23 protein-coding genes are annotated in these 25,867 nt (G+C 68.6%); 4 read left to right on the top strand and 19 right to left on the bottom strand.

Annotated features, from left to right (window positions below):
• Nucleotides 1-80: 80 nt before the first annotated feature.
• The gene (locus tag AB663_RS10635; protein ID WP_157541012.1) at nucleotides 81-1,085 is read left to right on the top strand and encodes an isopenicillin N synthase family dioxygenase; all 1,005 of its coding nucleotides are present in this window, start codon (nucleotides 81-83) and stop codon (nucleotides 1,083-1,085) included.
• Nucleotides 1,086-1,194: 109 nt separating this feature from the next.
• Here AB663_RS10635 and rpsO read toward each other — a convergent pair whose 3' ends face one another.
• The gene (rpsO, locus tag AB663_RS10630; RefSeq protein ID WP_055993247.1) at nucleotides 1,195-1,464 is read right to left on the bottom strand and encodes a 30S ribosomal protein S15; all 270 of its coding nucleotides are present in this window, start codon (nucleotides 1,462-1,464) and stop codon (nucleotides 1,195-1,197) included.
• 176 nt (nucleotides 1,465-1,640) lie between these two features.
• Here rpsO and AB663_RS10625 point away from each other — a divergent pair, with 176 nt between their 5' ends.
• On the top strand, nucleotides 1,641-2,933 hold the full coding sequence (locus AB663_RS10625) for an MFS transporter (protein ID WP_067198750.1): 1,293 nt from the start codon (nucleotides 1,641-1,643) through the stop codon (nucleotides 2,931-2,933).
• A 30-nt stretch (nucleotides 2,934-2,963) separates the two neighbouring features.
• Here AB663_RS10625 and AB663_RS10620 read toward each other — a convergent pair whose 3' ends face one another.
• The 3 genes from AB663_RS10620 to AB663_RS10610 form a co-directional block, all read right to left on the bottom strand.
• Entirely contained in the window at nucleotides 2,964-3,518 is a 555-nt protein-coding gene (locus AB663_RS10620) for a YceI family protein (RefSeq protein WP_067198748.1), read from the bottom strand.
• A gap of 178 nt (nucleotides 3,519-3,696) precedes the next feature.
• The gene (locus tag AB663_RS10615) at nucleotides 3,697-4,065 is read right to left on the bottom strand and encodes an FKBP-type peptidyl-prolyl cis-trans isomerase (protein WP_067198746.1); all 369 of its coding nucleotides are present in this window, start codon (nucleotides 4,063-4,065) and stop codon (nucleotides 3,697-3,699) included.
• A 233-nt stretch (nucleotides 4,066-4,298) separates the two neighbouring features.
• The gene (locus AB663_RS10610; protein ID WP_232304526.1) at nucleotides 4,299-5,594 is read right to left on the bottom strand and encodes a PrsW family glutamic-type intramembrane protease; all 1,296 of its coding nucleotides are present in this window, start codon (nucleotides 5,592-5,594) and stop codon (nucleotides 4,299-4,301) included.
• Between the two features lie 82 nt (nucleotides 5,595-5,676).
• On the opposite strand from AB663_RS10610, the gene AB663_RS10605 reads away from it, so the two are divergent.
• Nucleotides 5,677-6,546 carry a fumarylacetoacetate hydrolase family protein gene (locus AB663_RS10605; RefSeq protein WP_067198744.1) on the top strand — a complete coding sequence of 290 codons (870 nt, stop codon included), beginning with the start codon at nucleotides 5,677-5,679 and terminating at the stop codon, nucleotides 6,544-6,546.
• Nucleotides 6,547-6,581: 35 nt separating this feature from the next.
• On the opposite strand, the gene AB663_RS10600 is transcribed toward AB663_RS10605, so the two are convergent.
• From AB663_RS10600 to AB663_RS10560, 9 genes are all read right to left on the bottom strand, one after another.
• Nucleotides 6,582-7,712, bottom strand: a complete 1,131-nt coding sequence (locus AB663_RS10600; protein ID WP_067198741.1) for a LacI family DNA-binding transcriptional regulator — start codon at nucleotides 7,710-7,712, stop codon at nucleotides 6,582-6,584.
• Between the two features lie 53 nt (nucleotides 7,713-7,765).
• The gene (locus AB663_RS10595; RefSeq protein WP_067198739.1) at nucleotides 7,766-9,604 is read right to left on the bottom strand and encodes a glycoside hydrolase family 3 protein; all 1,839 of its coding nucleotides are present in this window, start codon (nucleotides 9,602-9,604) and stop codon (nucleotides 7,766-7,768) included.
• 44 nt (nucleotides 9,605-9,648) lie between these two features.
• Nucleotides 9,649-10,530, bottom strand: a complete 882-nt coding sequence (locus AB663_RS10590; RefSeq protein WP_067198737.1) for a carbohydrate ABC transporter permease — start codon at nucleotides 10,528-10,530, stop codon at nucleotides 9,649-9,651.
• A gap of 4 nt (nucleotides 10,531-10,534) precedes the next feature.
• A complete protein-coding gene (locus AB663_RS10585; RefSeq protein ID WP_067198736.1) occupies nucleotides 10,535-11,488 on the bottom strand; it encodes a carbohydrate ABC transporter permease in 954 nt (317 codons plus the stop codon).
• Complete coding sequence (locus AB663_RS10580; protein ID WP_083511208.1) at nucleotides 11,488-12,753, bottom strand: extracellular solute-binding protein; 1,266 nt, start codon at nucleotides 12,751-12,753, stop codon at nucleotides 11,488-11,490. The genes AB663_RS10585 and AB663_RS10580 overlap by 1 nt, the downstream gene beginning before the upstream one ends.
• Nucleotides 12,754-12,905: 152 nt before the next feature.
• Nucleotides 12,906-14,366, bottom strand: a complete 1,461-nt coding sequence (locus AB663_RS10575) for an aspartate ammonia-lyase (protein ID WP_067198734.1) — start codon at nucleotides 14,364-14,366, stop codon at nucleotides 12,906-12,908.
• 78 nt (nucleotides 14,367-14,444) lie between these two features.
• Nucleotides 14,445-15,362 (bottom strand): metallophosphoesterase, encoded by a 918-nt coding sequence (locus AB663_RS10570; RefSeq protein ID WP_067198733.1) that lies wholly within the window; start codon nucleotides 15,360-15,362, stop codon nucleotides 14,445-14,447.
• A 65-nt stretch (nucleotides 15,363-15,427) separates the two neighbouring features.
• Nucleotides 15,428-15,763, bottom strand: a complete 336-nt coding sequence (locus tag AB663_RS10565; RefSeq protein ID WP_067198732.1) for a peptidase — start codon at nucleotides 15,761-15,763, stop codon at nucleotides 15,428-15,430.
• Nucleotides 15,763-17,217, bottom strand: coding sequence for an inorganic phosphate transporter (locus AB663_RS10560; RefSeq protein WP_083511207.1), 1,455 nt, complete (start codon nucleotides 17,215-17,217; stop codon nucleotides 15,763-15,765). The genes AB663_RS10565 and AB663_RS10560 overlap by 1 nt, the downstream gene beginning before the upstream one ends.
• Nucleotides 17,218-17,373: 156 nt before the next feature.
• Between AB663_RS10560 and AB663_RS10555 the strand changes: the two genes are divergently transcribed.
• Entirely contained in the window at nucleotides 17,374-19,473 is a 2,100-nt protein-coding gene (locus tag AB663_RS10555) for a S9 family peptidase (protein WP_067198730.1), read from the top strand.
• A gap of 162 nt (nucleotides 19,474-19,635) precedes the next feature.
• Here AB663_RS10555 and AB663_RS10550 read toward each other — a convergent pair whose 3' ends face one another.
• The 6 genes from AB663_RS10550 to truB form a co-directional block, all read right to left on the bottom strand.
• Nucleotides 19,636-20,664: an ATP-dependent 6-phosphofructokinase gene (locus AB663_RS10550; protein ID WP_067198728.1), complete on the bottom strand. Its 1,029-nt coding sequence runs from the start codon at nucleotides 20,662-20,664 to the stop codon at nucleotides 19,636-19,638.
• A gap of 207 nt (nucleotides 20,665-20,871) precedes the next feature.
• Complete coding sequence (locus tag AB663_RS10545; protein ID WP_067198726.1) at nucleotides 20,872-23,016, bottom strand: DEAD/DEAH box helicase; 2,145 nt, start codon at nucleotides 23,014-23,016, stop codon at nucleotides 20,872-20,874.
• A 161-nt stretch (nucleotides 23,017-23,177) separates the two neighbouring features.
• A complete protein-coding gene (locus AB663_RS10540) occupies nucleotides 23,178-24,128 on the bottom strand; it encodes a bifunctional riboflavin kinase/FAD synthetase (RefSeq protein ID WP_067198724.1) in 951 nt (316 codons plus the stop codon).
• Nucleotides 24,125-24,562: a hypothetical protein gene (locus tag AB663_RS10535; protein ID WP_232304525.1), complete on the bottom strand. Its 438-nt coding sequence runs from the start codon at nucleotides 24,560-24,562 to the stop codon at nucleotides 24,125-24,127. The genes AB663_RS10540 and AB663_RS10535 overlap by 4 nt, the downstream gene beginning before the upstream one ends.
• A gap of 44 nt (nucleotides 24,563-24,606) precedes the next feature.
• Nucleotides 24,607-24,975, bottom strand: coding sequence for a hypothetical protein (locus AB663_RS10530; RefSeq protein ID WP_067198719.1), 369 nt, complete (start codon nucleotides 24,973-24,975; stop codon nucleotides 24,607-24,609).
• Entirely contained in the window at nucleotides 24,972-25,865 is an 894-nt protein-coding gene (gene truB / locus AB663_RS10525; protein ID WP_067198716.1) for a tRNA pseudouridine(55) synthase TruB, read from the bottom strand. Before truB ends, AB663_RS10530 begins: the two co-directional genes overlap by 4 nt.
• Nucleotides 25,866-25,867: the final 2 nt, after the last annotated feature.

Genomic DNA, 25,867 nt, shown 5'->3' with positions numbered 1-25,867 from the left:
TCCACCCGGGCCCCGCCGGCTCCGCGGTAATCCGACGCAACACTCGTGACCGGGGAGGATGGCCGATCTACTCTCGGGACATGGCTGAACTCTCGCTCCCGATCCTCGACCTCTCCCAGCTCGACGCCGGACCGGACGCCGCCGCACGCTTCCGTGCGGACCTGCGCGCCGCCACGCACGACGTGGGCTTCTTCTACCTCACCGGAACAGGAATCTCACCTGAACTGGAGGCACGGCTTCATCGCGCGGCTCGCGACTTCTTCGCGCTGCCGGAGGAGGAGAAGCTGGCCATCGAGAACGTCAAGAGCCCGCACTTCCGCGGGTACACCCGCGTCGGCGGCGAGCGCACTCAGGGCAAGGTCGACTGGCGCGAGCAGATCGACATCGGCCCGGAGCGGGAGCCGGTCGACGGCGGCCCGGCGTTCAACCGCCTCATCGGCCCGAACCTCTGGCCCGCTGCGCAGCCTGAGCTGAAGGAGATCGTCGCGGAGTGGCACGACACGCTCTCCGGCGTCGCGCGCAAGCTCCTGCGCGCATGGGCGGCTGCCCTCGGCGCGGAGGAATCGTACTTCGACGAGCACTTCGGAGAGCCCTCGACGCTCATCAAGATCGTCCGCTACCCGGGCACACACGAGCCGGAGCCCCAGCAGGGCGTGGGTGCGCACAAGGACTCCGGCGTCCTCACGCTCCTGTGGGTCGAGCCAGGCAAGGGCGGCCTGCAGGTCGAGCGCGACGGCCGGTGGGTCGACGCTCCGCCCGTCCCCGGCGCTTTCGTCGTGAACATCGGGGAGCTGCTCGAGTATGCGACCGGCGGCTACCTGAAGGCCACCAACCACCGCGTGATCTCCCCCGCAGCCCCCGACGAGCGGATCTCCATCCCCTTCTTCTTCAACCCGGCGCTCGACAAGCGGCTCCCCCTGATCGAGCTTCCCGAGGAGCTGGCCGCGGAGGCCACGGGGGTGACGAAGGACCCGAACAACCCGATCCACGCGCTCTACGGCGAGAACGCCCTGAAGTCGCGCCTTCGAGCCCACCCGGACGTCGCCGCGATCCATCACGCCGACCTGGTGGGCGCTTCGGTCTGACGCACGGGCGAGGCGGAGCATCCGCACCCCCGACCACGACGAAGGCCTCCCCACACCGCGGGGAGGCCTTCTCAAGAATGTTCTGCGCGATTGAACGCTGGTCGGTGCCTTATCGGCGAAGACCCAGGCGCTCGATCAGCGAGCGGTAGCGCTCGATGTCGATGTCCTGGAGGTAGCCGAGGAGACGACGGCGCTGACCGACGAGCAGGAACAGCCCACGACGCGAGTGGTGGTCGTGCTTGTGCTCCTTGAGGTGCTCGGTGAGGTCCTTGATGCGCTGCGTCAGCATCGCGACCTGCACCTCGGGGGATCCGGTGTCACCGGGGTGCGTCGCGTACTCTTCGATGATCGCCTTCTTGACGTCTGCTTCCAGTGCCATAGATTCGATCCCCTTCCTGCTTGTTGCGCGGTGCCCGTCACCGGTTGTGCGAGCTCTCTTTCTCCGCGGCCGATCGAACGGCAACCGGAAAAGTCTACCAGCGATCCGGCGCGCGCATGACCGGCGAGGTCAGGCCGCTCGGATACGCTCGAAGGCATGCAGGACCGAGCTGAACCGTGAGCACCGCACGCGCACACCTGATCGACCTCAGCCCCCTGACGGAGAGTCCCGCGTTCGCGCGCATGTGGATCGGCTCCGCGCTGTCAGGGATCGGCGGTCAGCTCACGATCGTGACCGTGATGCTGCACGTCTTCGCGCTCACCGGAAGCACCTTCGCGGTGTCGATGATCGCCGTCGCGGGGCTCATCCCGATGATCCTCGCCGGCCTCTACGGCGGCATGCTCGCCGACGCGTTCGATCGACGCGTGGTGGCGCTGCTGGCCGCGACGGTGACGTTCGCCTCGACGGCCCTGCTCGCCGGACTGACCTGGACCGGCACGGAGACGATCTGGTGGCTCTACGCGCTCAGCATGATCAACTCGGCGGCGAACTCCGTCGGCATGGCCACCCGCACCGCGATCGTGCCGCGCCTCATCCCTCGCGACAAGCTCGCGGCCGCGTCTGCGCTCAACGGGGTCGCCTTCGGCCTGACGGTGATGGCGGGACCGGCCCTGGCCGGGGTGCTCGTCGCGCTGACGGGCTACGGATGGACCTACAGCATCGACGTCCTCCTGATGCTCTCGATGTTCCTGGGGCTGTGGACCCTTCCGGCGCTGCGCCCGGAGGGCGACATCGTCCGCCCCGGCCTGGAGTCGCTCAAGGACGGGTGGCGGTTCCTGCGCAGCGCGGGGAACATCCGGATGCAATACATCCTGGACATCGTGGCGATGACCTTCGGCAATCCACTGGCTCTGTATCCCGCGCTCGGCACGGTGATCCTCGGTGGTGGGGCCGTGACCACCGGCAGCCTCACGGCCGCTGTCGCGGTCGGCACCTTCTCATCGAGCCTGCTCTCCGGCAGAGTCGTGCAGTACCGCTGGCACGGTCGAGGGATCGCCCGCGCGGTGCAGGCGTACGGCGTCGCGGTGATGATGTTCGGGCTGGTGCTGCTGATCGGCTGGCTGGACGGCGGGGCGACCGAATCGTCCCCGAACCTGGGCCTGATCGTGGCCGCCTGCGTCGCGCTGGCGCTCTCGGGAGCCGCGGACAACGTGAGCTCCATCTATCGCAACACGATGATGCAGGCAGCCGTCCCCGACACGATGCGAGGTCGCCTCCAAGGCGTGTTCATCATCGTGGTCGCCGGAGGTCCCCGCGTCGGCGCCCTGTATGCGGGCACGCTGGCCACGGTGACCGCGCTGTGGTTTCCGCCGCTGCTCGGCGGCTTCCTCGTCGTCGCCCTCGTGGCCCTGCTCGCAACGCGTCATCCGCGGTTCCGCGCGTACGACGCGGAGAACCCCGAGCCCTGAGGCCCGGGGTTCTCGCGGAGGGCGTCGCGCTCAGTCCTGCTGAAGCGCGCCCTGCAGGTCGAGGTTGATGGTGACGTCCTTGCCCACGAGCACCCCGCCGGTCTCGAGAGCGGCGTTCCAGGTGAGGCCGAAGTCCTCGCGGTTGATCACCGCGGTCGCGGAGGCCCCTGCCTTGTAGTTGCCGTAGGGGTCCTGACCGAAGCCGCCGAAGTCGAACTCGAAGCTCACGGGCTTGGTGATGCCTCGGATGGTGAGGTCTCCGTCGACGTAGAAGTCCCCGCCTTCGACACGGGCGCCGGTCGAGACGAACTGCATGGTCGGGAAGTTCTCGACGTCGAAGAAGTCCGCCGAACGCAGGTGCGCATCGCGGTTCTCGTCGTTGGTGTCGACCGAGGTCACGTCGACGGTGGCCGTCACCTGCGCGTCGAGCGGGTTCTCCGGCGCGATCAGGGTCGCGCTCTTGACGCCGAAGGTGCCGCGCACCTTCGAGATCATCATGTGGCGCACGCTGAAGGTGACCTCGCTGTGCGCGGGGTCGAGCACCCAGGTGCCGGGGCGGTAGCCGGGGATGTCGATGCTGGTCATGCTTTCTCCTCTGGAACAGCGGCCGCGTCTGCGGTGAGTCGTCGCCGCGGGTGCGGCATCACCGCTTCCAACTTACATTCAGATGCATGTATTCCCGGAATCTCGGACATTCTCGGGACACGGCAGAAGGCGCCCCGCTCCGTGGAACAGGGCGCCTTCTGCGCTGACGTTGCGGGGATCACCCCACCGCGACGAGGTCGATGATGAAGATGAGGGTCTTGCCGGAGAGGAAATGGCCGCCGCCGACGGGACCGTAGGCGAGGTGCGGCGGGATCACGAGCTCGCGCCGACCGCCGACCTTCATGCCGGGGATGCCGTCCTGCCAGCCCTGGATGAGCCCGCGCAACGGGAACTGGATGGTCTCGCCGCGGCCCCAGGAGGAGTCGAACTCTTCGCCGGAGTCGTACTCGACGCCTGCGTAGTGCACGGTGACGGTGTCGCCGGGCTTCGCCTCAGCGCCGTCGCCGACGATGATGTCGCGGATGACCAGCTCGGAGGGAGCGGGACCGGTGGGAGCGTCGAACTCTGGCTTCGTACGATCAGTCATGGCTCCATACAACCGGAGGCCCCCGCGCCGGTCAACGCGAGCGGACCTGCTCACAGCGAACATCCGGATCGCGACGACACCCCGGCGGCGGGTTCGATGAAGTGCTTGACACCGGGTCGGCACGGGTGCACCCTGATTACAGATCAACTCAGCGCCCGGGAGACATGCAGGCATCGCCGCAGCACCGGGCGCTGAGTCTGTCCGGGGGCGCGGGGTCCCCCGGGGTCGCCTGCTCAGTACGCCAGCAACGCCGCCCTGGTGGCGCGCGTGCGCACGAGCAGAGCCTGCTCCTCGGCAGGAGCGAGGGGGTCGCGGCCCGTGATGGCTCGCTGCCGCACCGCCGCCAGCTTCGTCGCGTCCTTGATGAACTCGCGCATGAGGGGGCGCCGGTCGCCCCGCAGCTGCCCCGCCCACGCCAGACCCACCTTGCGGCCTGCCGGGGTGGCGAGCATGTTGACCTCTTCGACGGTGAACCACCCGGCCGCCGCGTAGTCGCCGAGCCGCGCCCTGGTGAGCCTCGCCTCTTCGCGCCGCAGCGCCACGATGCCGAAGATGAACGCGACGAAGAGCGGCACCTGCAGCACGAAGTAGAGCAGGAAGAAGTTCACGAACGACGATCCGTTCCACAGCCCGTGCAGGAACATCGCCGCGAGCAGACCGAGGAGGCCGTAGCCGATCGCCGCCCCCGCCGTGGCGTTCCGACGAGCCGCGAGCCCTATGGCGAGGCCGGTCAGCGACGTGAACATGGCGTGCGCGAACGGCGACATCACGGCACGGAGGATGAACGTCACCGCGAGCTGGCCCTCGCCGCCCTCGATGAGGCTGATCGCGAAGTACTGGATGTTCTCGGTGAAGGCGAAGCCCGCTCCCACCAGTGCGCCGTAGACGACGCCGTCGACGGGTCCGTCGAAGGAGCGGCGCGCGATGAGGAAGATGAGGAGGACCCCGAAGCCCTTCCAGAACTCCTCCACGATCGGCGCCTGGATGACGGCGGCGCCGAACTCGCCCGACCGTCCCACGAGCAGCGTGAGGCCGGTGTCGACGAGAAGCGTGAGGCCGACGGCCGCGATCGCGCCCCAGGCGATGGCGAAGAAGATGAGGCTGCGGGGCTCCGGCTCCCACCGGTCGATCATCCACACGACGAAGAACACCACGGCGAGCGGGAACAGTGCCAGCACGAGCCCGATCACCGAGGCGATCGGACCGAGGAACAGCCCGAAGTAGCCGATCAGGCCGAGCAGCAGCAGACCGAGGAAGCCGAACAGCACGAAGAGCGCGACGCGACCGGCAGGTCGGGGCTTCGAGAGCGCGGGGAGGCCCTGAGCCGGCGACGGCGCCGCCGGTGCGGGCGGGGAATACGGCGCGGGCTGTGCCAACATCGAGGCGTACCCCGGCTGCTGGCCGAATGCCGGCGGTGTGTACCGCGACTGCGCATACTGCTGGGCCGTGTACTGGGTCTGTGCCGCGGACGGCTGGCCGGACGGCGGCGGCGAGTAGGGCGCTGGCTGAGACGGTCCTCCGGAAGTCATAGCGACAGCATATTCGGCGTCCGCAGACGGACAGGGCGCTGCTCGGACCACCCGACGAGGCCGCACCGGCTACCGTAGAGATATGCGGTTCGCTCACCTGCGCCGCGCCGACTCCTCCGCCGTGCGACTCGCGGTGGTGGACGGCGCGGACGCCATCCTCGTCTCGGATCTCCTCGCCGATGCTCCTGCCACCCTGCAGCAGCTCATCGAAGGGGGCGACGAACTGCTCGCCGCCGTGCGCGCCGCCGTCGAGCGCGACCAGGCACCCCGGCATCCGCTCGACGGCTGGGCCTTCGCGTCCGCTGTGCTGGCTCCGCCCGCGGTGCTCGCGGTCGGGCTCAATTACGCTGCGCACTCGAGCGAGCTCGGGCTGAAGACGGATGCCGCGCCGACCGTCTTCACGCTGTGGCCCAACTCTCTGGCCGGCCACGGAGAGACCACCTCCTGGCCCCGCGGCCTCAGCGAGGCCGTGGACTACGAGGCCGAGCTCGGCGTGCTGATCGGCGCGCCGGCGAAGGACGTCGACGAGAGCACCGCGTTGAGCCACGTCTGGGGCTACACCGTGGTCAACGACATCACGGCGCGCAACGTGCAGTTCGCCGAGGCGCAGTGGTCGCGGTGCAAGTCCTTCGACGGCTTCACCCCTACCGGCCCGGTCGTCGTGACCGCCGACGAGGTGGCCGACCCGCAGGACCTGCACATCTGGACCGTGCTCGACGGCCGCACCGTGCAAGACGCGACCACGGGTCAGATGGTGCGAACCGTCGCCGCGCTCATCGCGCACCTGTCCCAGTCGCTGACCCTCCTTCCCGGCACGCTCATCTCCACCGGCAGCCCCGGCGGCGCGGGCTATTCGCGCGATCCGCAGATCTTCCTGCGTGACCGGTCGACGGTGACCGTGGGGATCGACGGCATCGGCGAGCTGACAACGCACTGCCGCGTGCTCGACTGACCCCGATCGCTCCTCTCCCCCGAGGATCGGGCGTCTCAGCCGCAGCCACAGCTCTCGCCGCGCTGAAAGCCGACGCCGAGGCGGACCGTCCTCGGCCGGACCGACCCGTCACCGGGATCGCTCAGCAGCAGATGCGCGGCGATCCGGCCCATCAGCTCCATGGGCTGACGGATCGTCGTGAGCGTCGGCGACGACATGCGGGACGCCAGGATGCCGTCGAAACCCACGACGCGCACGTCACGTGGCGCCTCCACACCCTCGGCGCGGAGGACGTCGAGCATGGCGATCGCGACCTGGTCGCTCGCGCAGACGAGAGCGTCAGGCAGCGTCCCCGCCCTGGCACGCCGGATGACGTTGTGGAAGTCCGGAGCGGTGTCGAGATCGACCTCGTCGAGCTTCTCGGCCGTCACCCCGTCCGATCGCTCGCCGACGATGCGGAAGAAGGCGTCCATGCGCTCGGCGTAGTCGTGCGACACATGCGCGCCCACCCAGCCGAGCGACCGCACGGCGTGCTCCCCGACGAGGTGGTCGATGAGCATCCGCTCTCCGCCCTCGTTGTCGACGAGCACGCGATGCCCGTCTCCGTCGACGCTGCTGAGCACCACGACGGGGAGGTTGGCCGCGACCGAGGCGAGCGAGGCCATCGCCGACTTGCCCGGCAGCACCGCGAGTCCGTCGACCCGCCCCGCCGTGTCGGCGACGTCGGAGAGATCGGTGCCTCCGGTGCTCAGCAGCACCGCTCGACCGTTGCGCTTGCACTCCAGCACGAAGCCCCGCTGCACCTCGTCGACGTAGAGCGGGAACGTCTGCGGCTGGCTCAGGCGCGCGTCCTCGACGGCGTCCCACGGCACCAGGTCGGCATCGAGATCGAGACCGGCGAGTTCGACCCCCTCGTCGTGCGCTGCGGGGTCCCGGGGCATAGCCCCGTCCTGCGGCCGATCGAGCAGAAGGTCGAAGAGATGCAGGCCGAGCACTCCGGTGCGTCCCCTGGCGAGGTTCCTCGCCGATCCGCTTGGCACATACCCGATCTCGCGCGCTGCCCGGAGCACGGCGTCCCTCGTCTCCGGTCGCACCTTCTCCGGTCGGCGGAAGGCGAAGGACACGGTGGCGATCGACACTCCGGCTCGCTCCGCGACGTCGTACACAGTGGGGCGGCTGGACGCCATGGGTACCTCGCTTTCTGGGCGATTCTACTGAGGGCGAACCTCACCCTGCCGCGTCACGGCAGGGTGAGTCCGTGACGCACCGGGTACACCGGATCGACGGTATCGCCCGGTACGTCCGTCCGGGATCGGCGTACGGCTTCCATGGACCGCGGAATCTCGACCGGCAGCGTCCCGCGCGGACGGATCCGCCCGGACAGAGCGGCCAGGACCGCCTCGTCGGAACTCCCGAAGTCCGCGGCGAGCGCAGACACGAATGGCACGAAAGGCGTGAGAATGCCGGGCCGGTCCAGGTTGACGACGAGGACGAGAGGACAGTGCTCCGCGATGCGGCGGAGCCGCACGGGGAGCCCTGGCGGGAACTCCAGCGATCCCTGGTGGAACCACTTCTCGAGGAACAGGTCGTCGCGCGCCTCGAACGGGGCCCCGATGCGGACGATCGCGAGATCGGCGTCCTCGGGACGGGCGACCGGATCGGCGTACTCGCGCAGGGCATCGGCTCGAATGTCCTCGACGTAGACGCGCTGGCGCCGCCCCGCGAACAGGGGCAGTGTGGCGTCTCTGTTCTCCAGCACGGTGAGCGACTCGGCCTGCGCGCGGAACCCCTGCTCGCGGAACTCGGCGGAGCCGACGATGCGCTCGGCCTCGTCCTCGTCGACGTACGGGTCGTCGAACAGTCCGAGGCGGAACTTCACCAGCAGGATCCGCCGCGCCGAGGCGTCGAGCCGGGACTCCGGCACGTCACCGGACGCGACGAGCTCCAGCAGCAGCTCGACGCACTCCTCTCCTCCGAACTGGTCGACCCCCGCGTCGAGCAGCATCCGCATGCGCTGGATCGGCGTCAGCTCCTCCACACCCCATGCTCGGGCAGGAAGCACCTGGTCGCCGACGTGGTTGTCGTTGACGAGCTCCCAGTCGGTGACGACGACGCCGTCGTAGCCGAGCTCTTCACGCAGGAGCTCCGTGACGATCTGCCGGTTGTAGCCGAAGCCCACGGCGTCGACCGGCGCGCCGTTGCGCACGAGCCCGACGGGCATGCCGTAGTAGGGCATCATCCCCGCGGTGCCTCGGCGGATGGCCTCGACGAACGGGGCGAGGTGCTCCTCGAACCGGCCGCCGGGGTACACCTGTTCCCTCCCGTACGGGAAGTGCGCGTCCTCGCCGTCGAGCTGCGGCCCCCCGCCGGGGAAGTGCTTCGTCGTGCACGCCACGCTCCCCGGTCCGAGCTGCTCGCCCTGGAACCCCTCGAGGTACGCCGCGGTGATCTCCGCGACGCGCTGCGCGTCGTACCCGAACGTCTGCGCCTGGCGTCCCCACCGCGCCTCGGTGGGCAGATCGACCTGCGGGTGCAGCGCAGCACGGATGCCGACGGCGACATACTCGCGACGAGCGGTGTCGGCGAAGCGGCGGATGACGTCGAGGTCGTCGATCGCGGCGAGCCCCATGGCCTCGGGCCACTGCGAGAACGGCCCGGCCGAGAAGGCGACGCCCGTGTTCTCGACGAACGCGTGCCGCGGGTCGGTGCTGATGGTCACGGGGATGCCGTGCGGCGTCTGCTCGGCGAGCCTTTGGAGGTTGTTGTTCCAGCGAGCCCCGTCCCTCGCCGTGCGCATGGCGTGGACGTTGAAATGGCTGAGGTGCTTGCCGAGGACGACGTCGGATGTGGGCGACTTCGAGATCGCCCCCGGCGTCTCGAGCAGCTCGCCGTCGGGACCGATCTCGATCACCGTCTGGAACATCAGCCCGGCCTTCTCCTCGAGGGAGAGTCGGGAGAGGAGATCCTCCGTGCGTTCCTCCGGGCTGAGGCGCGGGTCCTCGTAGGGGTCCATGACCCCGTTGCCGTTGAGGTCGCGATAGCGCGTGCCGTCGCTCGAGGTGCGGAGATGGAGTGTCATGTGCTCTCTTTCGGATGGGTCGGACGAGCCGGGCGGGGGCGGCGTCACTTCAGGCCGGTCGTGGCGACGCCGCGGATGAACCAGCGCTGGAAGAAGACGAACAGGAGCAGGATCGGTGTGATGACGAGCACAGAACCCGCGAGCAGCAACCCGTAGTCGGTCGCGTTCTGTCCGGTCGAGTACAGCGACAGGGCCACCGGGAGCGTGTACATCTCCTGCGTCTGCGCGGCGACGAGGGGCCAGAGGAAGTTGTTCCAGGACGACAGGAAGGTGAGGATCCCGAGTGTCGCCAGAGGCGGACCGCACAGGGGCATCACGATGCGGGCGAAGATCCGCCACTCCCCTGCCCCGTCGAGGCGCGCGGCTTCGAGGAGCGCGTCGGGGATGCCGAGCATGAACTGCCGCATCAGGAACACGCCGATCGGCGCGGTGAGGAAGGGCAGGATCAGGCCAGGGAACGTGTTCACGAGCCCGAGCTTGGACACCATGACGAACAGCGGCACGAAGGTCACGACCCCCGGAACCATGAGGGTGACCATCACGAGGACGAACAGGGCCTTCTTGCCAGGGAACTCCATCTTCGCGAGCGCATACCCGACCATCGAGCAGAACACCATGTTGCCGAGTACGGTCACGAGGGCGACGACGAGGCTGTTGACGAAGAAGTGGCCGAAGTCGAGCGGACCGAACCAGGCCGCGAAGTTCTCGCCGGTCGGGTTCTCCGGCCACCACGTGGGCGGACGACGGAGGATCTCGCTCTGCGTCTTGACCGAGCCGAGCACCATCCAGACGAACGGGATGAGCCACAGTGCGAGGCCGATCGCGAGGACCGTGTAGGTGAGCACACGGCCACGGCCGTGCAGACGCCTGCGGCGCCGCGGCGCGGCGGCGGCGGCATCCGGCTGCGGGAGGAGAGTGGTCGCCATCGGGTCAGTCCTTCGAACGGAGCAGTCGGAACTGGAGCAGGCTCAGCAGCGCGATCGCGAGGAACAGCACGTAGCTCGCGGCCGACGCCAGGCCGTACTCGCCGAATCCGAACTGCTGATACGTGTAGAACGCGACCGACAGTGTCGAGTCCAGCGGACCGCCCTTCGTCATGACGAAGGCCTCCTCGAAGAACTGGAGGTAGCCGACGGAGATCAGCACGGCACCCAGCAGGAGCGTCGGCCGCAGCAGCGGCAGGGTCACGGACACCAGGCGACGCCACGCCGATGCTCCGTCCATGGTCGCCGCCTCGTTGACGTCCTCCGGCACCGCTTGGAGCCCGGCGAGGAAGATCACCATCAACGTGCCGACGTTGCGCCACACGGCCATCATGATCAGCGACGGAAGCGCGAAGCGCGGGTCGTTCAGCCAGTTCGGGCCCTCGATGCCGATGGTGGCCAGCGCCGAGTTCACCAGGCCGTCGGGCTGCAGGATGTATCGCCACACGACGGAGATCGCGACGATGCTCGTGACGACGGGTGCATAGAACCCGACACGGAAGAAGGCGACGAGCCTGCCGCGGCCGCTGTTCAGCGCGAGCGCCAGAGCGAGGGCCACGACCATCGTCACCGGGATGCCGACGAGCACGAAGAGTCCCGTGACTCCCAGGGATGTGAGGAAGCGGGAGTCGGAGAAGAGCGCGACGAACTGCTGGATGCCGACGAAGTTCACGGCGAACGGCGAACGGATGTCGCGAGCGGTGAAGTCCGTGAACGACATCGCGAACGAGCCGATGATCGGCACCAGCATGAAGATCGCGAAGATGACGACGAACGGCAGGGCGAAACCCCATGCGATCAGAGCCTGCCTGCGCCGTCGTACTGCACCGAGTCCGGTGTCCCGGCCGCTGCGAGGACCTCGGGCGGTCCCCGCAGCGGCGATGGCTGTGGGCGACGACATCAGTCGAGCCCGATGGAGTCCGCTTCGGACTGCAGCGTCTTCAGAGCCTCGTCGACGTCAGCCGTGCCCCGCCGGATGGACTCGAGCGCCTGGTCGCCCTTGGCCGCCACCTGCACCCAGCTCGTGGTCACCGGCGGAGCCTTCGCTGTCTCCAGCTGCGTCCCGAACGTCGCGATGCTCTCGTCACCGGCGACAGCCGGCTCCTCCCACGCGGCCTTGGAGGCGGGAAGGTCACCCGTCGCCTCGAAGAACGCCGCCTGCGTCTCCGGCTGCGTGAGCCAGTCGACCAGCTTCCAGGCCGACGCCGCGTTGTCACTGTCCTGGAAGACCACGAGGTTCGCTCCGCCGCTGAACGACACCGACTCGTCGAGCGCGGGCAGCACGGCGGTGGTGAACTTGTCGGTGAAACCGTCACCGCCGACCTCTTCGAGCTGACCGCGGAGGAACGGACCCTCCACGACCATGGGCGCCGTACCGTCGACGAACTCCGCCTCGGTCGCTCCGGGCGAGGTGTCGACGTCGGGGTTCGCGATGCCCTTCGTGAAGAAGCTCTGGTAGTACTCCAGCCCCTTCTTCATCTCCGGGGTGTCGAGCGTCCAGGAATCGCCGTCGGTGAGCTCAGCGCCTGCCGACCACGGCATCCACATGGCGCCCTGGAACGAGTCGTTACCGGCGGGCAGACGCATGCCCCAGGTCGAGCCGCCCTTGCTCTGCATGTCGGCCGCCATCTGCGTGAGCTCGTCCCACGTGGTCGGCGCCGTCGTCCAGCCGGCCTTCTCCGCGATGTCCGTGCGGTAGTACAGCACACGCGTGTCGACGTACCAGGGGACGCCTGCGATGCGGTCTCCGACCTGGTTGGTGCTCAGCGCGCCGTCGAAGAAGCCCTCGGTGGAGATCTCCTCCGGCACCGTCGCGAACGCGTCGGCGAAATCGGCCATCCAGGTGGAGCCCATCATCGCCACGTCGGGCGTGTTGCCTCCGGCGATGGCTGTCTGGATCTTGTTGTGAGCGGCGTCCCACGGGATCGGCGTCACCTCGACCTTCACGTCGGGGTTCGCCTTCTCGAACTCCTTCACGAAGTCCGGCAGGGCTTCGCCCTCGGCGCCCATCGCCCAGATCGAGATGGTGCCGGTCGCCGGTCCGTCATCGAGCGTCGTGACCTCGTCTGTCCCGCCCGCCGTGTCTTCTGTGCGTCCGCATCCGCTCAGCAGCAGCGATGCCGCCGCGACGGCGGCGATGCCGCCCAGGATCCTCGTGCCTTTCACGTCTTCCTCCTTGAATCGCATCCACGAAATCTATGCGCTTAAACCGCATCGCGGTCTAGTTTAAGCGCATAAATGGAGGTGTGGCAAGCCCTTGAACGACGACGGCCCCGGCGAGAGACTCGTCGGGGCCGCGTCTGTGCAGTGGCGTCGGTTCAGATCTCCACGAGATCCTCGGGAGAGACGACCGGGATGGCGGCCGTGACGGCCTCCAGGCCCGACAGCCGCGCCGGCGAGAGCTGCTTGGTCACCTCTTCGCGCGACATCAGCCCCGCCTCCACGACCAGGTCGGCCACGTTGCGGTTCGTGAGCAGGGCGGTCTTCGCGAGCGCCGCGGCCGCCGCATAGCCGATGAACGGCGTGAGTGCCGTGATGACGCCGACCGAGGCGCCGACCATCGCACCCAGCCGGTCGCGGTTCGCCGTGATCCCGTCGATGCAGTTCACCCGGAGCGTCCACATCGCCTGACGCATCCACGTGATCGACTGGAAGATGGAGTGGGCGATCACCGGTTCGAAGGCATTGAGCTGGAGCTGCCCCGCTTCGACGGCCATCGTCACAGTGGCGTCTGCCCCGACGACCGAGAACGCCACCTGGTTGACCACCTCGGGGATCACCGGGTTGACCTTGCCAGGCATGATGCTCGAGCCGGCCTGCATGGCGGGGAGGTTGATCTCGCCGAGCCCGGCCTGCGGTCCGGACGACAGCAGCCGCAGGTCGTTGCAGATCTTCGACAGCTTGATCGCGTTGCGCTTCAGCGACGAGGAGAACGACATGAACGAGCCGGTGTCGCTGGTGGCCTCGACGAGGTCGCTCGCGGTGACGAGATCCAGGCCCGTGATCTCACGCAGGTGCTTCAGCACCGCAGGCGCGTAGTCCGGGTGGGTCGTGATGCCGGTGCCGATCGCCGTCGCGCCCATGTTCACCTCGAACATGAGCGCGGCGTTCTCGCTCAGCCGCTGGTGGTCGTAGCCCAGCGTCGTCGCGAAGCCGTGGAACTCCTGGCCCAGCGTCATCGGAACCGCGTCCTGCAACTGCGTTCTGCCGACCTTGAGGACGTCGTGGAACTCCTTGGCCTTGGTGAGGAAGGACTGGCGCAGGAGGTCGAGTTCGTCGAGCATCGAGCGGAGCGTGAGCGACAGTCCGATCTTCACCGCGGTCGGATACACGTCGTTCGTGGACTGGCTGCGGTTGGTGTGGTCGATCGGGGACAGGAACGCGTAGTCCCCCTTCTCTCGTCCCGCCATCTCGAGCGCGATGTTGGTGATGACCTCGTTCGCGTTCATGTTGGTCGACGTGCCCGCACCGCCCTGGATGACCCCGACGGTGAACTGGTCGTGGAACTCGCCGTCGATGACACGCTGTGCGGCGCGGTCGATGAGGTCGGCGCGTTCGCCGTCGAGGACCCCGATCTCCTTGTTCGCCCTGGCGCTGGCCTGCTTGACCATCGCGAGGGCGATGACCAGATCGGGGTACACCGAGATCGGACGCTTCGTGATGGGGAAGTTCGCATCGGCACGAGCGGTGTGGATCCCCCAATACGCGTCTGCGGGGATCTCCATGCTCCCGAGCGAATCGGTCTCTGTACGGGTATGGGAAGGCGCGGCAGAAGCCATGTCACATCCTTGTGGGTCGTGGCGAGTGGGTACGTGGGGGATGCGTCCAGTCTACGCCCGCCATCTGCAGCCCCGTGCTCAGCGCCCCGGTTTGCGCGAGAAGGCCTCCAGGCGCTCTTCCGCCGAGAGCGCCGCCATGCGCTCGAGCCACTCCGGTGAGAAGTAGTCCCCGGTGTCGGCGTCGGTCACCGGCACGACCGTGTGCGTGATCGTGTCGGGGTGCACATGCACGAGCTGGAATGCCTGAGCCGCATCCATGCCGTTCACGCGCGAGGCCGGGAGAGCGACGTTCATCGTGTAGCACGTCGCCGACGACACGCTCACCGGCACCCCTGCGAAAGTGCCGTGCGACGAGTAGTGCAGATGTCCGGCCAGGATCCCGCGCACGTCGGTCCCGCGGATGATCTCCGCGAGCTCGTCCTGATGCCTCAGCTCGAGGATGTCGAAGAGCGGGAGGTGGCTCGGCAGCGGCGGATGATGCATCGCCAGCAGCGTGCCGTGCGGTGCCGGAGTCGCGAGCACATCGGCCAGCCACGCGAGCTGGGCGCGGTCGAGGTCGCCATGATGCCACCCCGGCACGCTGGTGTCGAGCGCCACGAGCCGCAGCCCGTCGAGATCCCACACCCCGGTGACGGGCTCCTCCGTCGGCGTGAGGTCGAACAGGTTCTCCCGCAGTGCGGGCCGTTCGTCATGGTTCCCGGCGACCCAGACGACGACCGTCCCGAGCGACTCCGCGACTGGCTCGACGGCCTCCCGTAGGCGACGGTAGGCGTCGGGTTCCCCGAGATCGGCCAGATCACCGGTGACGACGATCGCCGCGGGGTGCGGATGCACGGAGCGGATCGTCTCCAGGGTTCGTGCGAAGGTGGACTCCACGTCGTAACGGCCACCCAACCGCGCCCCTCCTGCGAGGAAGTGCGGGTCGCTGACGTGGATCAGCACATGCGACGCCGGAAGGTGCCGGCCGAAGACGTACTCGCGCGCCGTGTCGGACATGCGACCAGCCTAAGCCCGGCCCCCTCCGGTGCGCGTTCGCGCACGCAGCGGCGACCGCGATGCGGTCAGTGTCCGACGACGATCAGGGTGATGCCGCCGACGACAGCCGCACCGCACACCAGGAAGCAGAGGTAGGCGAGCACCAACGCGAAGCGCTTCTGCCCCTCGGACAGCGGGCTCTTCTTCGCCGCCTTCGCCGCCTGCTTCGCGGCGTGCTTGAGCTCCTTCTCCGACATCACGGTGATCGCGTCGGTGAACTCGGCCGGCGTGACGAGAGGAACCCGTCCTGCCCTCACGAGCATCCGCAGCCCGAGTGCGTAGAACGTCACGATGGCGACCGCCCCGATCAGGGCGGCGACGAAGACGTGGAAGAACGCCAGCCAGTCGATCTCGATGCTCATCAGCGGGCCTCCTCCTGCGTCGCATTGCCGGAGTGCGCGGACTCCCACTCCGCGAGCTCGGCGCGCGCACGACGGCTGGCGCTGAGCACCTCCCACTCGTGCGCGGCCTTCTCGGCCTCGATGCGCTTGCGCTCCGCTCGCTCCGCGGCCTTGCGCGCGGCCTTGACCTCGGGCCCCTTGCCGACGGACTTCTCGAGCTTGCGCGCCCGTCGCAGCGCCTTCTCAGCCTCAGCCGCCTTGCGCTCGGCGCGCGCCTGCGCCCGCTCCAGCTCGATGCGGCTGCGCCGACGCGTCGGCCCTGGGACCTCCGGCAGGTCGACGGCCTTGCCCGAGACCGCGACGTCGCTCATGGCGTTTGCATGCGTGACCTCGTTGCGCCGTGACCACAGGAAGAGTCCGACGATGACCGCGACGGCGAGCACGGCGTCGATCAGCACCCCGGCCAGGCCCAGCCAGACCACGAGGACGGCGGCGAGCGCTCCGACTGCTGCAGCCGCGGGAAGCGTGAGCAGCCAGCCGAGGGCGATGCGACCGGCCGTGCGCCAGCGCACCACCGAGCCACGACGGCCGAGTCCCGACCCGATGACCGAGCCGGACGCCACCTGGGTGGTGGACAGGGCGAAGCCGAGCGCACTGGACGCGAGGATCGTCGCTGCGGTGGAGCTCTCGGCCGAGAACCCCTGAGCCGGCTTCACCTCGGTGAGGCCCTTGCCGAGCGTGCGGATGATGCGCCAGCCGCCCAGGTAGGTGCCGAGCGCGATGGTCACGGCGCAGGCGATCTTGACCTCCCACAGCGGCTCGTCGCTGGACTGCCAGCCGACCGTGATGAGAGCGAGGGTGATGACGCCCATCGTCTTCTGAGCGTCGTTCGTGCCGTGCGCGAGCGCCACCATGGACGAGGTGAAGATCTGCCCCCAGCGGAAGCCGGATCGCCCATCCGGCTTGCCGTCGTAGCGCCGGGTGATGCCGTAGGCGATCTTCGTGGCGACGAAGGCGATCACGGCGGCGGTCAGCGGGGCGATGAGCGCCGGGAGCACCACTTTGGACATCACCACGCCGAAATTGATGCCTGCGGCGCCGACGCCCACGAGCGTGGCCCCGATGAGTCCCCCGAACAGGGCGTGCGAAGAGCTCGACGGCAGCCCGAGGAGCCACGTGAGCATGTTCCACGTGATGGCACCGATGAGACCGGCGAAGATGAGCGCGGGAAGCAGCGAGTGCGAGATGTCGCCTTCATTGACGATGCCACCGGAGACGGTCTTGGCGACCTCGGTCGACAGGAACGCGCCGACCAGGTTCAGCACCGCCGCGAGCAGCACGGCGGTCTTCGGCTTCAGCGCACCGGTCGCGATCGGCGTCGCCATCGCGTTCGCGGTGTCATGGAAGCCGTTGGTGAAGTCGAAGAACAGGGCTAGTGCGATCACCAGCACGACGATGAGGGCTGCGGTTTCCACCGTTCGCTTTCGGTCGTTGGGAAGAAGGGTGCGTGTCGACGATATCGACGTGACGAACGAAGAGTTCGCCGTGGGTTTGACTTCCGTTAACCGGCCCCGGTAAATCCTCCCACCCTCGTCGGTGCCGGTCAACTCGACCTCGACTAGCGTGGGAACGTGACAGATGCTCCTCGCGCCGCCCGCCGATCCACCCTCCGCACGCATCACGGCGACACCGTCGACGACCCCTACGAGTGGTTGCGCGACAAGGACTCCCCCGAGGTGATCGCCCACCTGGAGGCGGAGAACGCCTACACCGAGTCACGCACCGCGCACCTCGAACCCCTCCGCGAGCGCCTGTTCCAGGAGATCAAGTCGCGCGTGCGGGAGACCGACCTCTCGGTGCCGACTCGACGCGGCGACTGGTGGTATTACAGCCGCACGGAAGAGGGATCGCAGTACGCCATCCACTGCCGTACGGCGCCCGCCGGTGACGAGTGGACGCCCCCGGTCCTCGAGCCCGGTGCACCCGTTCCCGGTGAGGAGGTCCTGCTCGACGGCAACATCGAAGCGGACGGGCACGAGTTCTTCTCCCTCGGCGCGTTCGACACGTCCGACGACGCCACACGGCTGCTGTGGTCCACCGACTTCGAGGGCGACGAGCTCTACACCGTGCACGTGCGGGACATCGCGACCGGCCGGACGCTCCCCGACGAGATCCCCGGCACGAGCGGCGCGTTCTTCACGCCCGACGGCACCGGCATCCTCTACACGACGCGTGATGAGGCGTGGCGCCCTGACACTCTCTGGCTGCATCGCATCGGCACCGACATCGCCGACGACGTGCAGCTCTTCCACGAGCCCGACGAGAAGTTCTGGCTGGGCGCCGGCATCACGCGCAGCCGCCGATTCCTCGTGATCGGCGTCGGGTCGAGCATCACGAGCGAGGAGTATCTCGTCGACCTCCGGGGCGATCTCACCGCCACCCCCCGTCTCGTCTGGCCCCGCACGGAGGGCGTCGAGTACTCCCTCGACCATGCGGTCGTCGACGGCGAGGACCGCCTGTACATCCTTCACAACCAGGATGCTCTCGACTTCGAGCTCGTCTCGGTGTCCGCCGACGATCCGCAGGGCGAACGGCGCGTCGTGGTGGCGCACGAACCGGGGCGCCGGCTGCTGGGCATGGACGCGTTCCGCGACTTCGCGACGGTCGAGTACCGCAGCGAGGGTCTGGAGCGCGTCGCGCTGCTCGACTACGCGACCGATGCCCTGGAGGACGTGCCCTTCGACGAGCCGCTGTATTCCGCAGGTGTGAGCGGCAACCCTGAGTGGCACTCGCCGTACCTCCGCCTCGGATACACCTCTTTCGTCACGCCCGGGACGGTCTACGAGCTCGACCTGGCCACGCGCGAGCTCGTGCTCCGCAAGCAGGTCGCCGTCCTCGGCGGATACGATCCCCTCGACTACGGCCAGCGGCGCGAATGGGCGACAGCCTCGGACGGCACACGCGTCCCCGTCTCCCTCGTCTGGAAGCGCTCCTTCGGCGAGCCCGGCGACGGCATCCGTCCCGTGCACCTCTACGGCTACGGGTCGTACGAGCACTCCATCGATCCCGGCTTCTCGGTGGCCCGGCTGTCGGAGCTCGACCGCGGCGTCGTGTTCGCCGTCGCCCACGTGCGCGGGGGCGGCGAGATGGGACGCCAGTGGTACGAAGACGGCAAGCTCCTGCACAAGCGCAACACCTTCACGGACTTCGTCGCGTGCGCCGAGCACCTCATCGCGACGGGGATCACGGCGCCGGAACGGCTCGTCGCCGAGGGGGCGAGTGCGGGCGGTCTGCTCATGGGCGCCGTTGCGAACCTCGCGCCCGAGACCTTCGCCGGCATCCTCGCCGGGGTGCCCTTCGTCGACGCGCTGACGACGATCCTCGACCCGTCTCTGCCGCTCACCGTGATCGAGTGGGACGAGTGGGGCGACCCGCTGCACGACCCCGAGGTGTACGAGTACATGAAGTCGTACACGCCCTATGAGAACGTTCGCGACGGCGCCCGCTACCCCCGCATCCTCGCCGTCACCTCGCTCAACGACTCGCGCGTGCTCTACGTGGAGCCTGCGAAATGGGTCGCTCGGCTGCGCGACGCGGGAGCATCCGACGTCCTGTTGAAGTGCGAGATGGTCGCCGGCCACGGCGGGGTGAGCGGTCGGTACAACTCCTGGAAGGAGCGCGCCTTCGAGCTCGCGTGGATACTCGAGGTCCTCGGGATCGCGGAGGCCTGAGCCCCGGCCATCACTCGTGACCGGCGTCATGCGCAGCTCTCCTCCACACCCGCGCTCATGACCGGTGTGCCGAGAACAGGAAGACCGCCCGGGAACAGGACGGATGCCGTACGGCATCCTGTTCTCGGGCGGTCTTCCTGATTCCGGCGAAAGAGGCGGGGGTCAGCCGAAGAGCGCCGCCGCCTCGTCGTAGCGCTCCCGCGGCACCGTGTTCAGCTCGCCCAACGCCTCGGCGAAGGGGACCTTGACGATGTCCGTCCCGCGCAAGGCGACCATCTTGCCCCAGGAGCGCGTGACCAGGGCATCGGCGGTGTGCAGGCCGAGACGCGTCGCGAGCACACGGTCGAACGCCGACGGAGAGCCGCCGCGCTGGATGTGGCCGAGCACGGTCGACCGGGTCTCGATGCCCGTGATGCGCTCGATCTCCGGAGCGAGCACCTCGCTGATGCCGCCGAGGCGCGGACGGTTGAAGGCGTCGAGCCCCTTGTCGCTGTAAGCCTCCTGCATTCCGGTGAGCGTGAAGCCCTCGGAGACGACCACGAGGGGTGCGCGGCCCCGGTCGAACGCGCTCGTCACGAGGGCGCAGATCTCCTCGATCGACATGGGGACCTCGGGGATGCAGATGGCATGCGCACCTGCGGCGAGACCCGCGTGGAGGGCGATCCAGCCGACGTGGCGTCCCATGACCTCCGCGACCATGCACCGCTGGTGGGAGTCGCCCGTCGTGCGCAGGCGGTCCATGGCGTCGGTGGCGATGTTGACCGCGGTGTCGAACCCGAAGGAGTAGTCGGTGGCCCTGAGGTCGTTGTCGATCGTCTTGGGGACTCCGACGACGTTGATCCCGTCGTTCGCGAGCCGGTTGGCGGCCGCGAGCGTCCCCTCGCCGCCGATCGCGACGATGCCGTCGATGTTGTGCTTGGCGAGGGTCTTGGCGATGTTCTCCGCACCGCCCCTCGGCCCCTCGTAGGGGTTCGTGCGGCTCGTGCCAAGGATCGTGCCGCCGACCTTGGACAGGCCCTTCACCTCGTGCCGCGTGAGCGGGAAGAAATCGCCGTCGACCACGCCACGCCACCCGTCGCGGATGCCGACGAACTCGAGGTCGTACGTGGTGGTGCCCTTGAGCACGATGCCGCGGATGACCGCGTTGAGACCGGGGCAGTCGCCGCCGCTCGTCAGGATGCCGATCTTCATGCTGCTGCCTTCAGACGTTCGGGATAAGGGAAAGGAGGCGACGCTGCCTGCGATCGACACTAGCGCGACGGAGAGCACGTGCGCCATTCGGAGCGTCGAAAACAGCCGATCTTGCGGCGCGAACGCGACGATTCGCCGGAAATTCGCGACTGACGCCCCAAAGCGACGAAAACGGCGTCAAGAACCGTGGTTCTTAACGCCTTCTCGTCAGACCTCTCCGAGGGCCTCGCGCAGCAGGTGCATGAGTGCGCCCAGCTGAACCGGCTCACCCGCCGTCTCGTCCAGCGCCTCGCCGTCGAGCGCACGCGCCGCGAGCCCCTGCTTCTGGTCGATCAGCTCCGCGATCTTCGTGTCGATCGTGTGCGCCGCGATGATGCGCCATGCCGTCACCGGCTCGTCCTGACCGATGCGGTGCACGCGGTCGATGGCCTGCGTCTGCTCGGCCGCTGTCCACGAGAGTTCTGCGAGCACGACGTTCGACGCGGCCTGCATGTTGAGGCCGACGCCGGCGGCAGTGAGCGAGCAGACGGCGATGCCGACGTCGGGGTCGCCGTTGAAGGCGTCGATGGCCTGCTGCCTCGCCGAGGACGTCTGGTCGCCGCGGATCGAGACCGCGCGGATGCCGGAGGCCGCGAAGTGCGCCTCGGCCTGGTCCATCACGTCGATGTGCTTGGCGAAGAACACCACCTTGCCCACCGAGCGCTGCAGCTGGGCCGCGTAGTCGGCCGCGAGCTGGGCCTTCGCCTGGCCGATGCGCCGCACCATCGTGAAGACGTTGTCGCCGCTCGTGCCCGCGGCCTTCGACTCCTCGAGCTCGTTCTGCGCGACGAGCCGCACGATGTCGTCGTCGATCTCGCCCGCTGCGAGCCCGCGGTCGCCGCGCGCGTCGATGATGCGCCGGTACCGTGCCGCGAGACGCTCGCCCAGCTCGCGCTCCGCCTGGCGGATGCTGCGCCCGAACTCGTCGTCGAGCTGCACGGGGAGGTCGGCGATGAGCTTGTCGGGCAGGTCGGCCGCCACGTCCTTCTTCTTGCGCCGCACGATACCCATCGAGATGACGGCGTCACGCGCCTCGGGGTAGAACGCCTTGTCGGCGGGTGTGAGGCCGGTGGCGTCCAGCTTCTCCATGAGCTCGGGGCCCGGCTTCTCGCCCGTCGTCCAGCCGAGGAAGCGCCAGATCGCGTCGAAGTCCTCGACGTCGTTGATCAGCGGCGTTCCGGTGAGGGCGAGCAGCAGCGGCTTGCCGCCCGGCGTGCGCTCCCGCACGCGCGACGCCAGCGACAGCACGTTCTGCGAGCGCTGCGACGACAGGTTCTTGATGAAGTGCGCCTCGTCGACGACCATGCCGCGAAGGCCGATCGACGCGAGCCACGACAGATGGCGATCGAGGATCTCGTAGTTCACGATGAACACGTCGGCGAACGCGTCGATGTCGTCTCCGTCGCCCTGGATCACCGTCGCGCGCCGCTGCGGCGTCCACCGCTCCACCTCGCGTGCCCAGTTCATCTTGACGACGTTGGGCACGACGGCGAGGAGAGGGTAGGCGTTCGCCACCGATGCCGCGAGAACGGACTGCGCGGTCTTGCCGAGACCGGGTTCGTCGGCGAGGAGGAAGGTGCGGTGACCCGAACGGACCGCTTCGAGGAAGCGCGACTGATGCACCATGAGCTCGAGGCCGTTGGGCGAGACGTGGTCGAACTCCGGCGGCGGCGGAAGCTCCATGCTCGCAGCCGAGCCTCCGGCGCCGGTCTCGAACGCCTTGTACAGCGGCCCCATCAGCTCCCACCCGTCAAGGCGCCGCCGCGGGGTGGTCGTCACCCGCGGCGTGAGATCAGGGGCGAGGAACGGGTTCGCGAGCTGACGCGCCTCGACCGACGGGGGCGTCACCTGGCGCTCGGCGATCGCGGCGGGCACGACCGGTGCCTGCACGGGCGCGGGGTCGGCGATGATGAGCTCCTCCGGCGGGAGCTCGGCGCCGGACTCCAGCAGCCAGTCCCGTCGCATGCGCTTGGCGACGGGGGACGTCGCCTGGTCGGCCTCGAGCAGCTGAATGAGCGAAGTGTCTCGAGCGGCCGTCTTGGCGAGGATGGTCGCCACGCCGTCGAGGCGCTTGAGCAGCTCGGCGCGCGCCGCGTCGGCGAGCTCGGCATCCGCCTTCACCCTGGCACGCTCTTCGCGCACCAGGAAGGCGATCACCTGGAACTTGACCCGGTTCGTGGGGCCGAGCTTGCCCTTCTGCGACTTCGCCTCGATCTCGCGCACCTTGCGCGCGAGGATCGGGATGAGGGGTGCCTCATCGTCGCGACGGGACGTCTTCTTGCGCCGCGATGCGGCGGTTGCCGTTGTCGGCATGCTCCTCCTGAGCGTGAAGGCCCGATGCTGGGATGCATCAGCGCCGTCTGTGTCCGCGTGTGGGTGAACCAGGACCGTACGAACAGTAGAACCGGTCTCCTGCGTTGCGCGAAGGACGCGCAAGGATCACGGGCGACCGTGCGCCAGTCTACGCCATCCGATCACGCCTGTGCTGACAGGACGCGCACAGCGTCGTCGACATCCTGCGCCATCTGCAGCTTCAGCGTGTCGATGCCCTCGAAGGCCACCATGCCGCGCAATCGCGCCACGAACTCCACGGTGACGTCGTGGCCGTAGAGCTCGAGCCCGGTCTCGCCGATGACGTGCGCCTCGACCTGGCGCACCAGCACGTCGTCGAACGTCGGGTTCGTGCCCACCGAGATCGCGGCACGGTGCCGAAGGCCGGTGTCGTGGTCGACGAGCCACCCCGCGTACACGCCGTCCGCCGGTACGAAGGAGTCGATGGATGCCGAGAGGTTCGCGGTCGGGAAGCCGAGTTCGCGCCCGCGCTTGAGGCCGTGGACGACCTCGCCTCGGACATCGACGTGACGTCCGAGCGCCCTGGCTGCCGTGACGACGTCGCCGTCGATGAGCAGCTCGCGGATCCACGTCGAGGACACTCGGCGCGTGGAGCCGGGGAGGTAGACGTCGTCGACGACGTCAACGGTGAAGCCGTGCGCCGGTCCCAGCCGGCGCAGCAGATCCGGTGTTCCCGCTCCCCCGTGCCCGAAGCGGAAGTCGTCGCCGACCAGCACCGTCGACACATGGAGCGCCCCGACGAGGATCTCCGTCACGAAGTCCTCGGCGCTCAACGCCGCGAGGCGTTCGTCGAAGGTCAGCAGCAGCGTGGCATCGAGCTCGAGCTCGCCGAGGAGCTCGAGCTTGCGCTCGACCGTCACCACGTTCTCGGGACAGCGGTCCGGGCGGAGCACTGCCAAGGGGTTGCGGTCGAAGGTCACCGCCACGGCCTTCGCACCGGAGTCCGTGGCCCGCTCACGCAGACGGCGGATCACCGCGCGGTGTCCGGCGTGGACGCCGTCGAACTTGCCGATCGCGACGGCGGTGCGTCCGTAGTCCGCGGGGACCTCGGACGGATCCCGGAAGACGATCATGCGGCCACCTCGGCCCTGTCCGCAGCAGCGGCGGCAGGACGGTGTGTGCGAAGCCACCAGAGGCCGAACACCGGAAGCACGAGCGGGATGAACAGGTAGCCGCGGCCGAACAGCGACCACACGGTCTCGTGCTGGAACAACGAGGGCAGCAGGAGGCTGAGCGCTCCCACCACGAGCACACCGGTCAGCTCGAACACGATCGCGATCCAGGCGATCGTGTACCACCCGCGGCGACGCGCCAGCACGAGCGCCAGCGTGGCGAGGACGTACACGACAGCCGCGAGCGCGGACAGCGAGTACGCGAGCGGCGCCTCGTCGAAACGGCGCACGATCTGCACGAAGCTCCTCCCCGTGGCGGCCAGCGCCATGACGGCGTACACGACGACGAGGACTCGACCGATGCCGGTCATTCGGGAAGAGGGGACGGTGCTCATAGCTGCATCCATCCTACGGGCGGCCGCACTCGGCGGCTGCGCGGTCACGCGAGCTGGATCGTCCAGATCATGTGCATGCGCCACACCATGATCGCGATGGCGAGTCCCGCGACCCCCAGCACCACGGTGCTCCACCGGCTGCGCTCCATCAGCGCCCACAACACGGCGCCGATGGGCAGCAGCACAGCCGAGACGAGATACACCCAGAACTCCAGCAGGTCTCCGGTGGGCGGATTCCCTGCGAACGGGGAGACGATCGCGACGATCACCTGACCGATCAGCAGCAGCTCGACGAGGGCGAGCGCTCCGACGCTCAGGTCGCTGGGGCGCCGACCTGCGAGGCCGAGCACGAGGCACAGCAGACCAGCGGCGACGGCGACCGCGATCTGCACGACGGTGAACCACAGGATCATCGGGCCTCCTCAGCCATGTTCATGGCGCTCTTCAGATCGGGACCCCGCTTCTCCACCACTCCCACGAGCACGCCGTCCGGGTCGATCGCGGCTGCCGCGCCCCCGGCGATGCGGGACGCCTGGCCGGCGAGGCGCTTGCCGTGGCGCAGGTCGCGCGCGTCCTCGGCCGTCACGTGCAACACCGGCATGACACGGGATGCCGCGTCCGCCGGCGACATCATCGCCGCGCTTCGGAGCTCGTCGACGGATGCCGCGTCCTGCACGGAGAACTCGCCGACCTTCGTCCGCCTCAGGGCCGTGAGATGACCCCCCACGCCGAGTCGTGCGCCCAGGTCGCGGGCGAGAGACCGGATGTACGTGCCGGATGAGCAGTCGACGACGACGTCGAGGTCGATGACTCCGTCGGCTTCCCGTCGTGCGCGCACGTCGAAGCGCGAGACCGTGACCTCGCGGGGCGCCAGCACGACGTCTTCTCCTGACCGCACCCGGTCGTACGCGCGGCGGCCGTCGACCTTGATCGCGGAGACGGAGCTCGGCACCTGCGAGATGCGGCCGGTGAGCGCGCTGATGCCTTCGCGGATGCGTTCAGGGGTCACGGTCTCCCATGCGGATGCCGTCGCTGCCTGCACGATCTCGCCGTCTGCGTCGTCGGTCGTGGTGGACTGCCCGAGACGGATCGTCGCCTCATAGGTCTTGCCCACCCCGACGATGTACGTGAGCAGTCTCGTCGCGCCTTCGACGCCGATCACCAGCAACCCGGTCGCCATGGGATCGAGAGTCCCCGCGTGCCCGACCTTCCGAGTGCCGAGCGCGCGGCGCGCGCGTGCGACCACGTCGTGGCTGGTCATCCCAGCCGGTTTGTCCACGAGGAGGATGCCGGGTGCGACCATTC

It is taken from the genome of Microbacterium sp. XT11 (assembly GCF_001513675.1).
Classification (GTDB): domain Bacteria; phylum Actinomycetota; class Actinomycetes; order Actinomycetales; family Microbacteriaceae; genus Microbacterium.
The sequence above is the reverse complement of the archived record's forward strand: the minus strand, read 5'-3'. Positions and strand labels throughout refer to the sequence as shown.

What these genes read in the sequence shown, in the direction of transcription:
- AB663_RS10635 (WP_157541012.1), top strand. Translation starts at nt 81, where the DNA reads ATGGCTGAACTCTCGCTCCCGATCCTCGACCTCTCCCAGCTCGACGCC.
- rpsO (WP_055993247.1), bottom strand. Translation starts at nt 1,464, where the DNA reads ATGGCACTGGAAGCAGACGTCAAGAAGGCGATCATCGAAGAGTACGCG.
- AB663_RS10620 (WP_067198748.1), bottom strand. Translation starts at nt 3,518, where the DNA reads ATGACCAGCATCGACATCCCCGGCTACCGCCCCGGCACCTGGGTGCTC.
- AB663_RS10615 (WP_067198746.1), bottom strand. Translation starts at nt 4,065, where the DNA reads ATGACTGATCGTACGAAGCCAGAGTTCGACGCTCCCACCGGTCCCGCT.
- AB663_RS10610 (WP_232304526.1), bottom strand. Translation starts at nt 5,594, where the DNA reads ATGACTTCCGGAGGACCGTCTCAGCCAGCGCCCTACTCGCCGCCGCCG.
- AB663_RS10605 (WP_067198744.1), top strand. Translation starts at nt 5,677, where the DNA reads ATGCGGTTCGCTCACCTGCGCCGCGCCGACTCCTCCGCCGTGCGACTC.
- AB663_RS10600 (WP_067198741.1), bottom strand. Translation starts at nt 7,712, where the DNA reads ATGGCGTCCAGCCGCCCCACTGTGTACGACGTCGCGGAGCGAGCCGGA.
- AB663_RS10595 (WP_067198739.1), bottom strand. Translation starts at nt 9,604, where the DNA reads ATGACACTCCATCTCCGCACCTCGAGCGACGGCACGCGCTATCGCGAC.
- AB663_RS10590 (WP_067198737.1), bottom strand. Translation starts at nt 10,530, where the DNA reads ATGGCGACCACTCTCCTCCCGCAGCCGGATGCCGCCGCCGCCGCGCCG.
- AB663_RS10585 (WP_067198736.1), bottom strand. Translation starts at nt 11,488, where the DNA reads ATGTCGTCGCCCACAGCCATCGCCGCTGCGGGGACCGCCCGAGGTCCT.
- AB663_RS10575 (WP_067198734.1), bottom strand. Translation starts at nt 14,366, where the DNA reads ATGGCTTCTGCCGCGCCTTCCCATACCCGTACAGAGACCGATTCGCTC.
- AB663_RS10570 (WP_067198733.1), bottom strand. Translation starts at nt 15,362, where the DNA reads ATGTCCGACACGGCGCGCGAGTACGTCTTCGGCCGGCACCTTCCGGCG.
- AB663_RS10565 (WP_067198732.1), bottom strand. Translation starts at nt 15,763, where the DNA reads ATGAGCATCGAGATCGACTGGCTGGCGTTCTTCCACGTCTTCGTCGCC.
- AB663_RS10550 (WP_067198728.1), bottom strand. Translation starts at nt 20,664, where the DNA reads ATGAAGATCGGCATCCTGACGAGCGGCGGCGACTGCCCCGGTCTCAAC.
- AB663_RS10545 (WP_067198726.1), bottom strand. Translation starts at nt 23,016, where the DNA reads ATGCCGACAACGGCAACCGCCGCATCGCGGCGCAAGAAGACGTCCCGT.
- AB663_RS10540 (WP_067198724.1), bottom strand. Translation starts at nt 24,128, where the DNA reads ATGATCGTCTTCCGGGATCCGTCCGAGGTCCCCGCGGACTACGGACGC.
- AB663_RS10535 (WP_232304525.1), bottom strand. Translation starts at nt 24,562, where the DNA reads ATGAGCACCGTCCCCTCTTCCCGAATGACCGGCATCGGTCGAGTCCTC.
- AB663_RS10530 (WP_067198719.1), bottom strand. Translation starts at nt 24,975, where the DNA reads ATGATCCTGTGGTTCACCGTCGTGCAGATCGCGGTCGCCGTCGCCGCT.
- truB (WP_067198716.1), bottom strand. Translation starts at nt 25,865, where the DNA reads ATGGTCGCACCCGGCATCCTCCTCGTGGACAAACCGGCTGGGATGACC.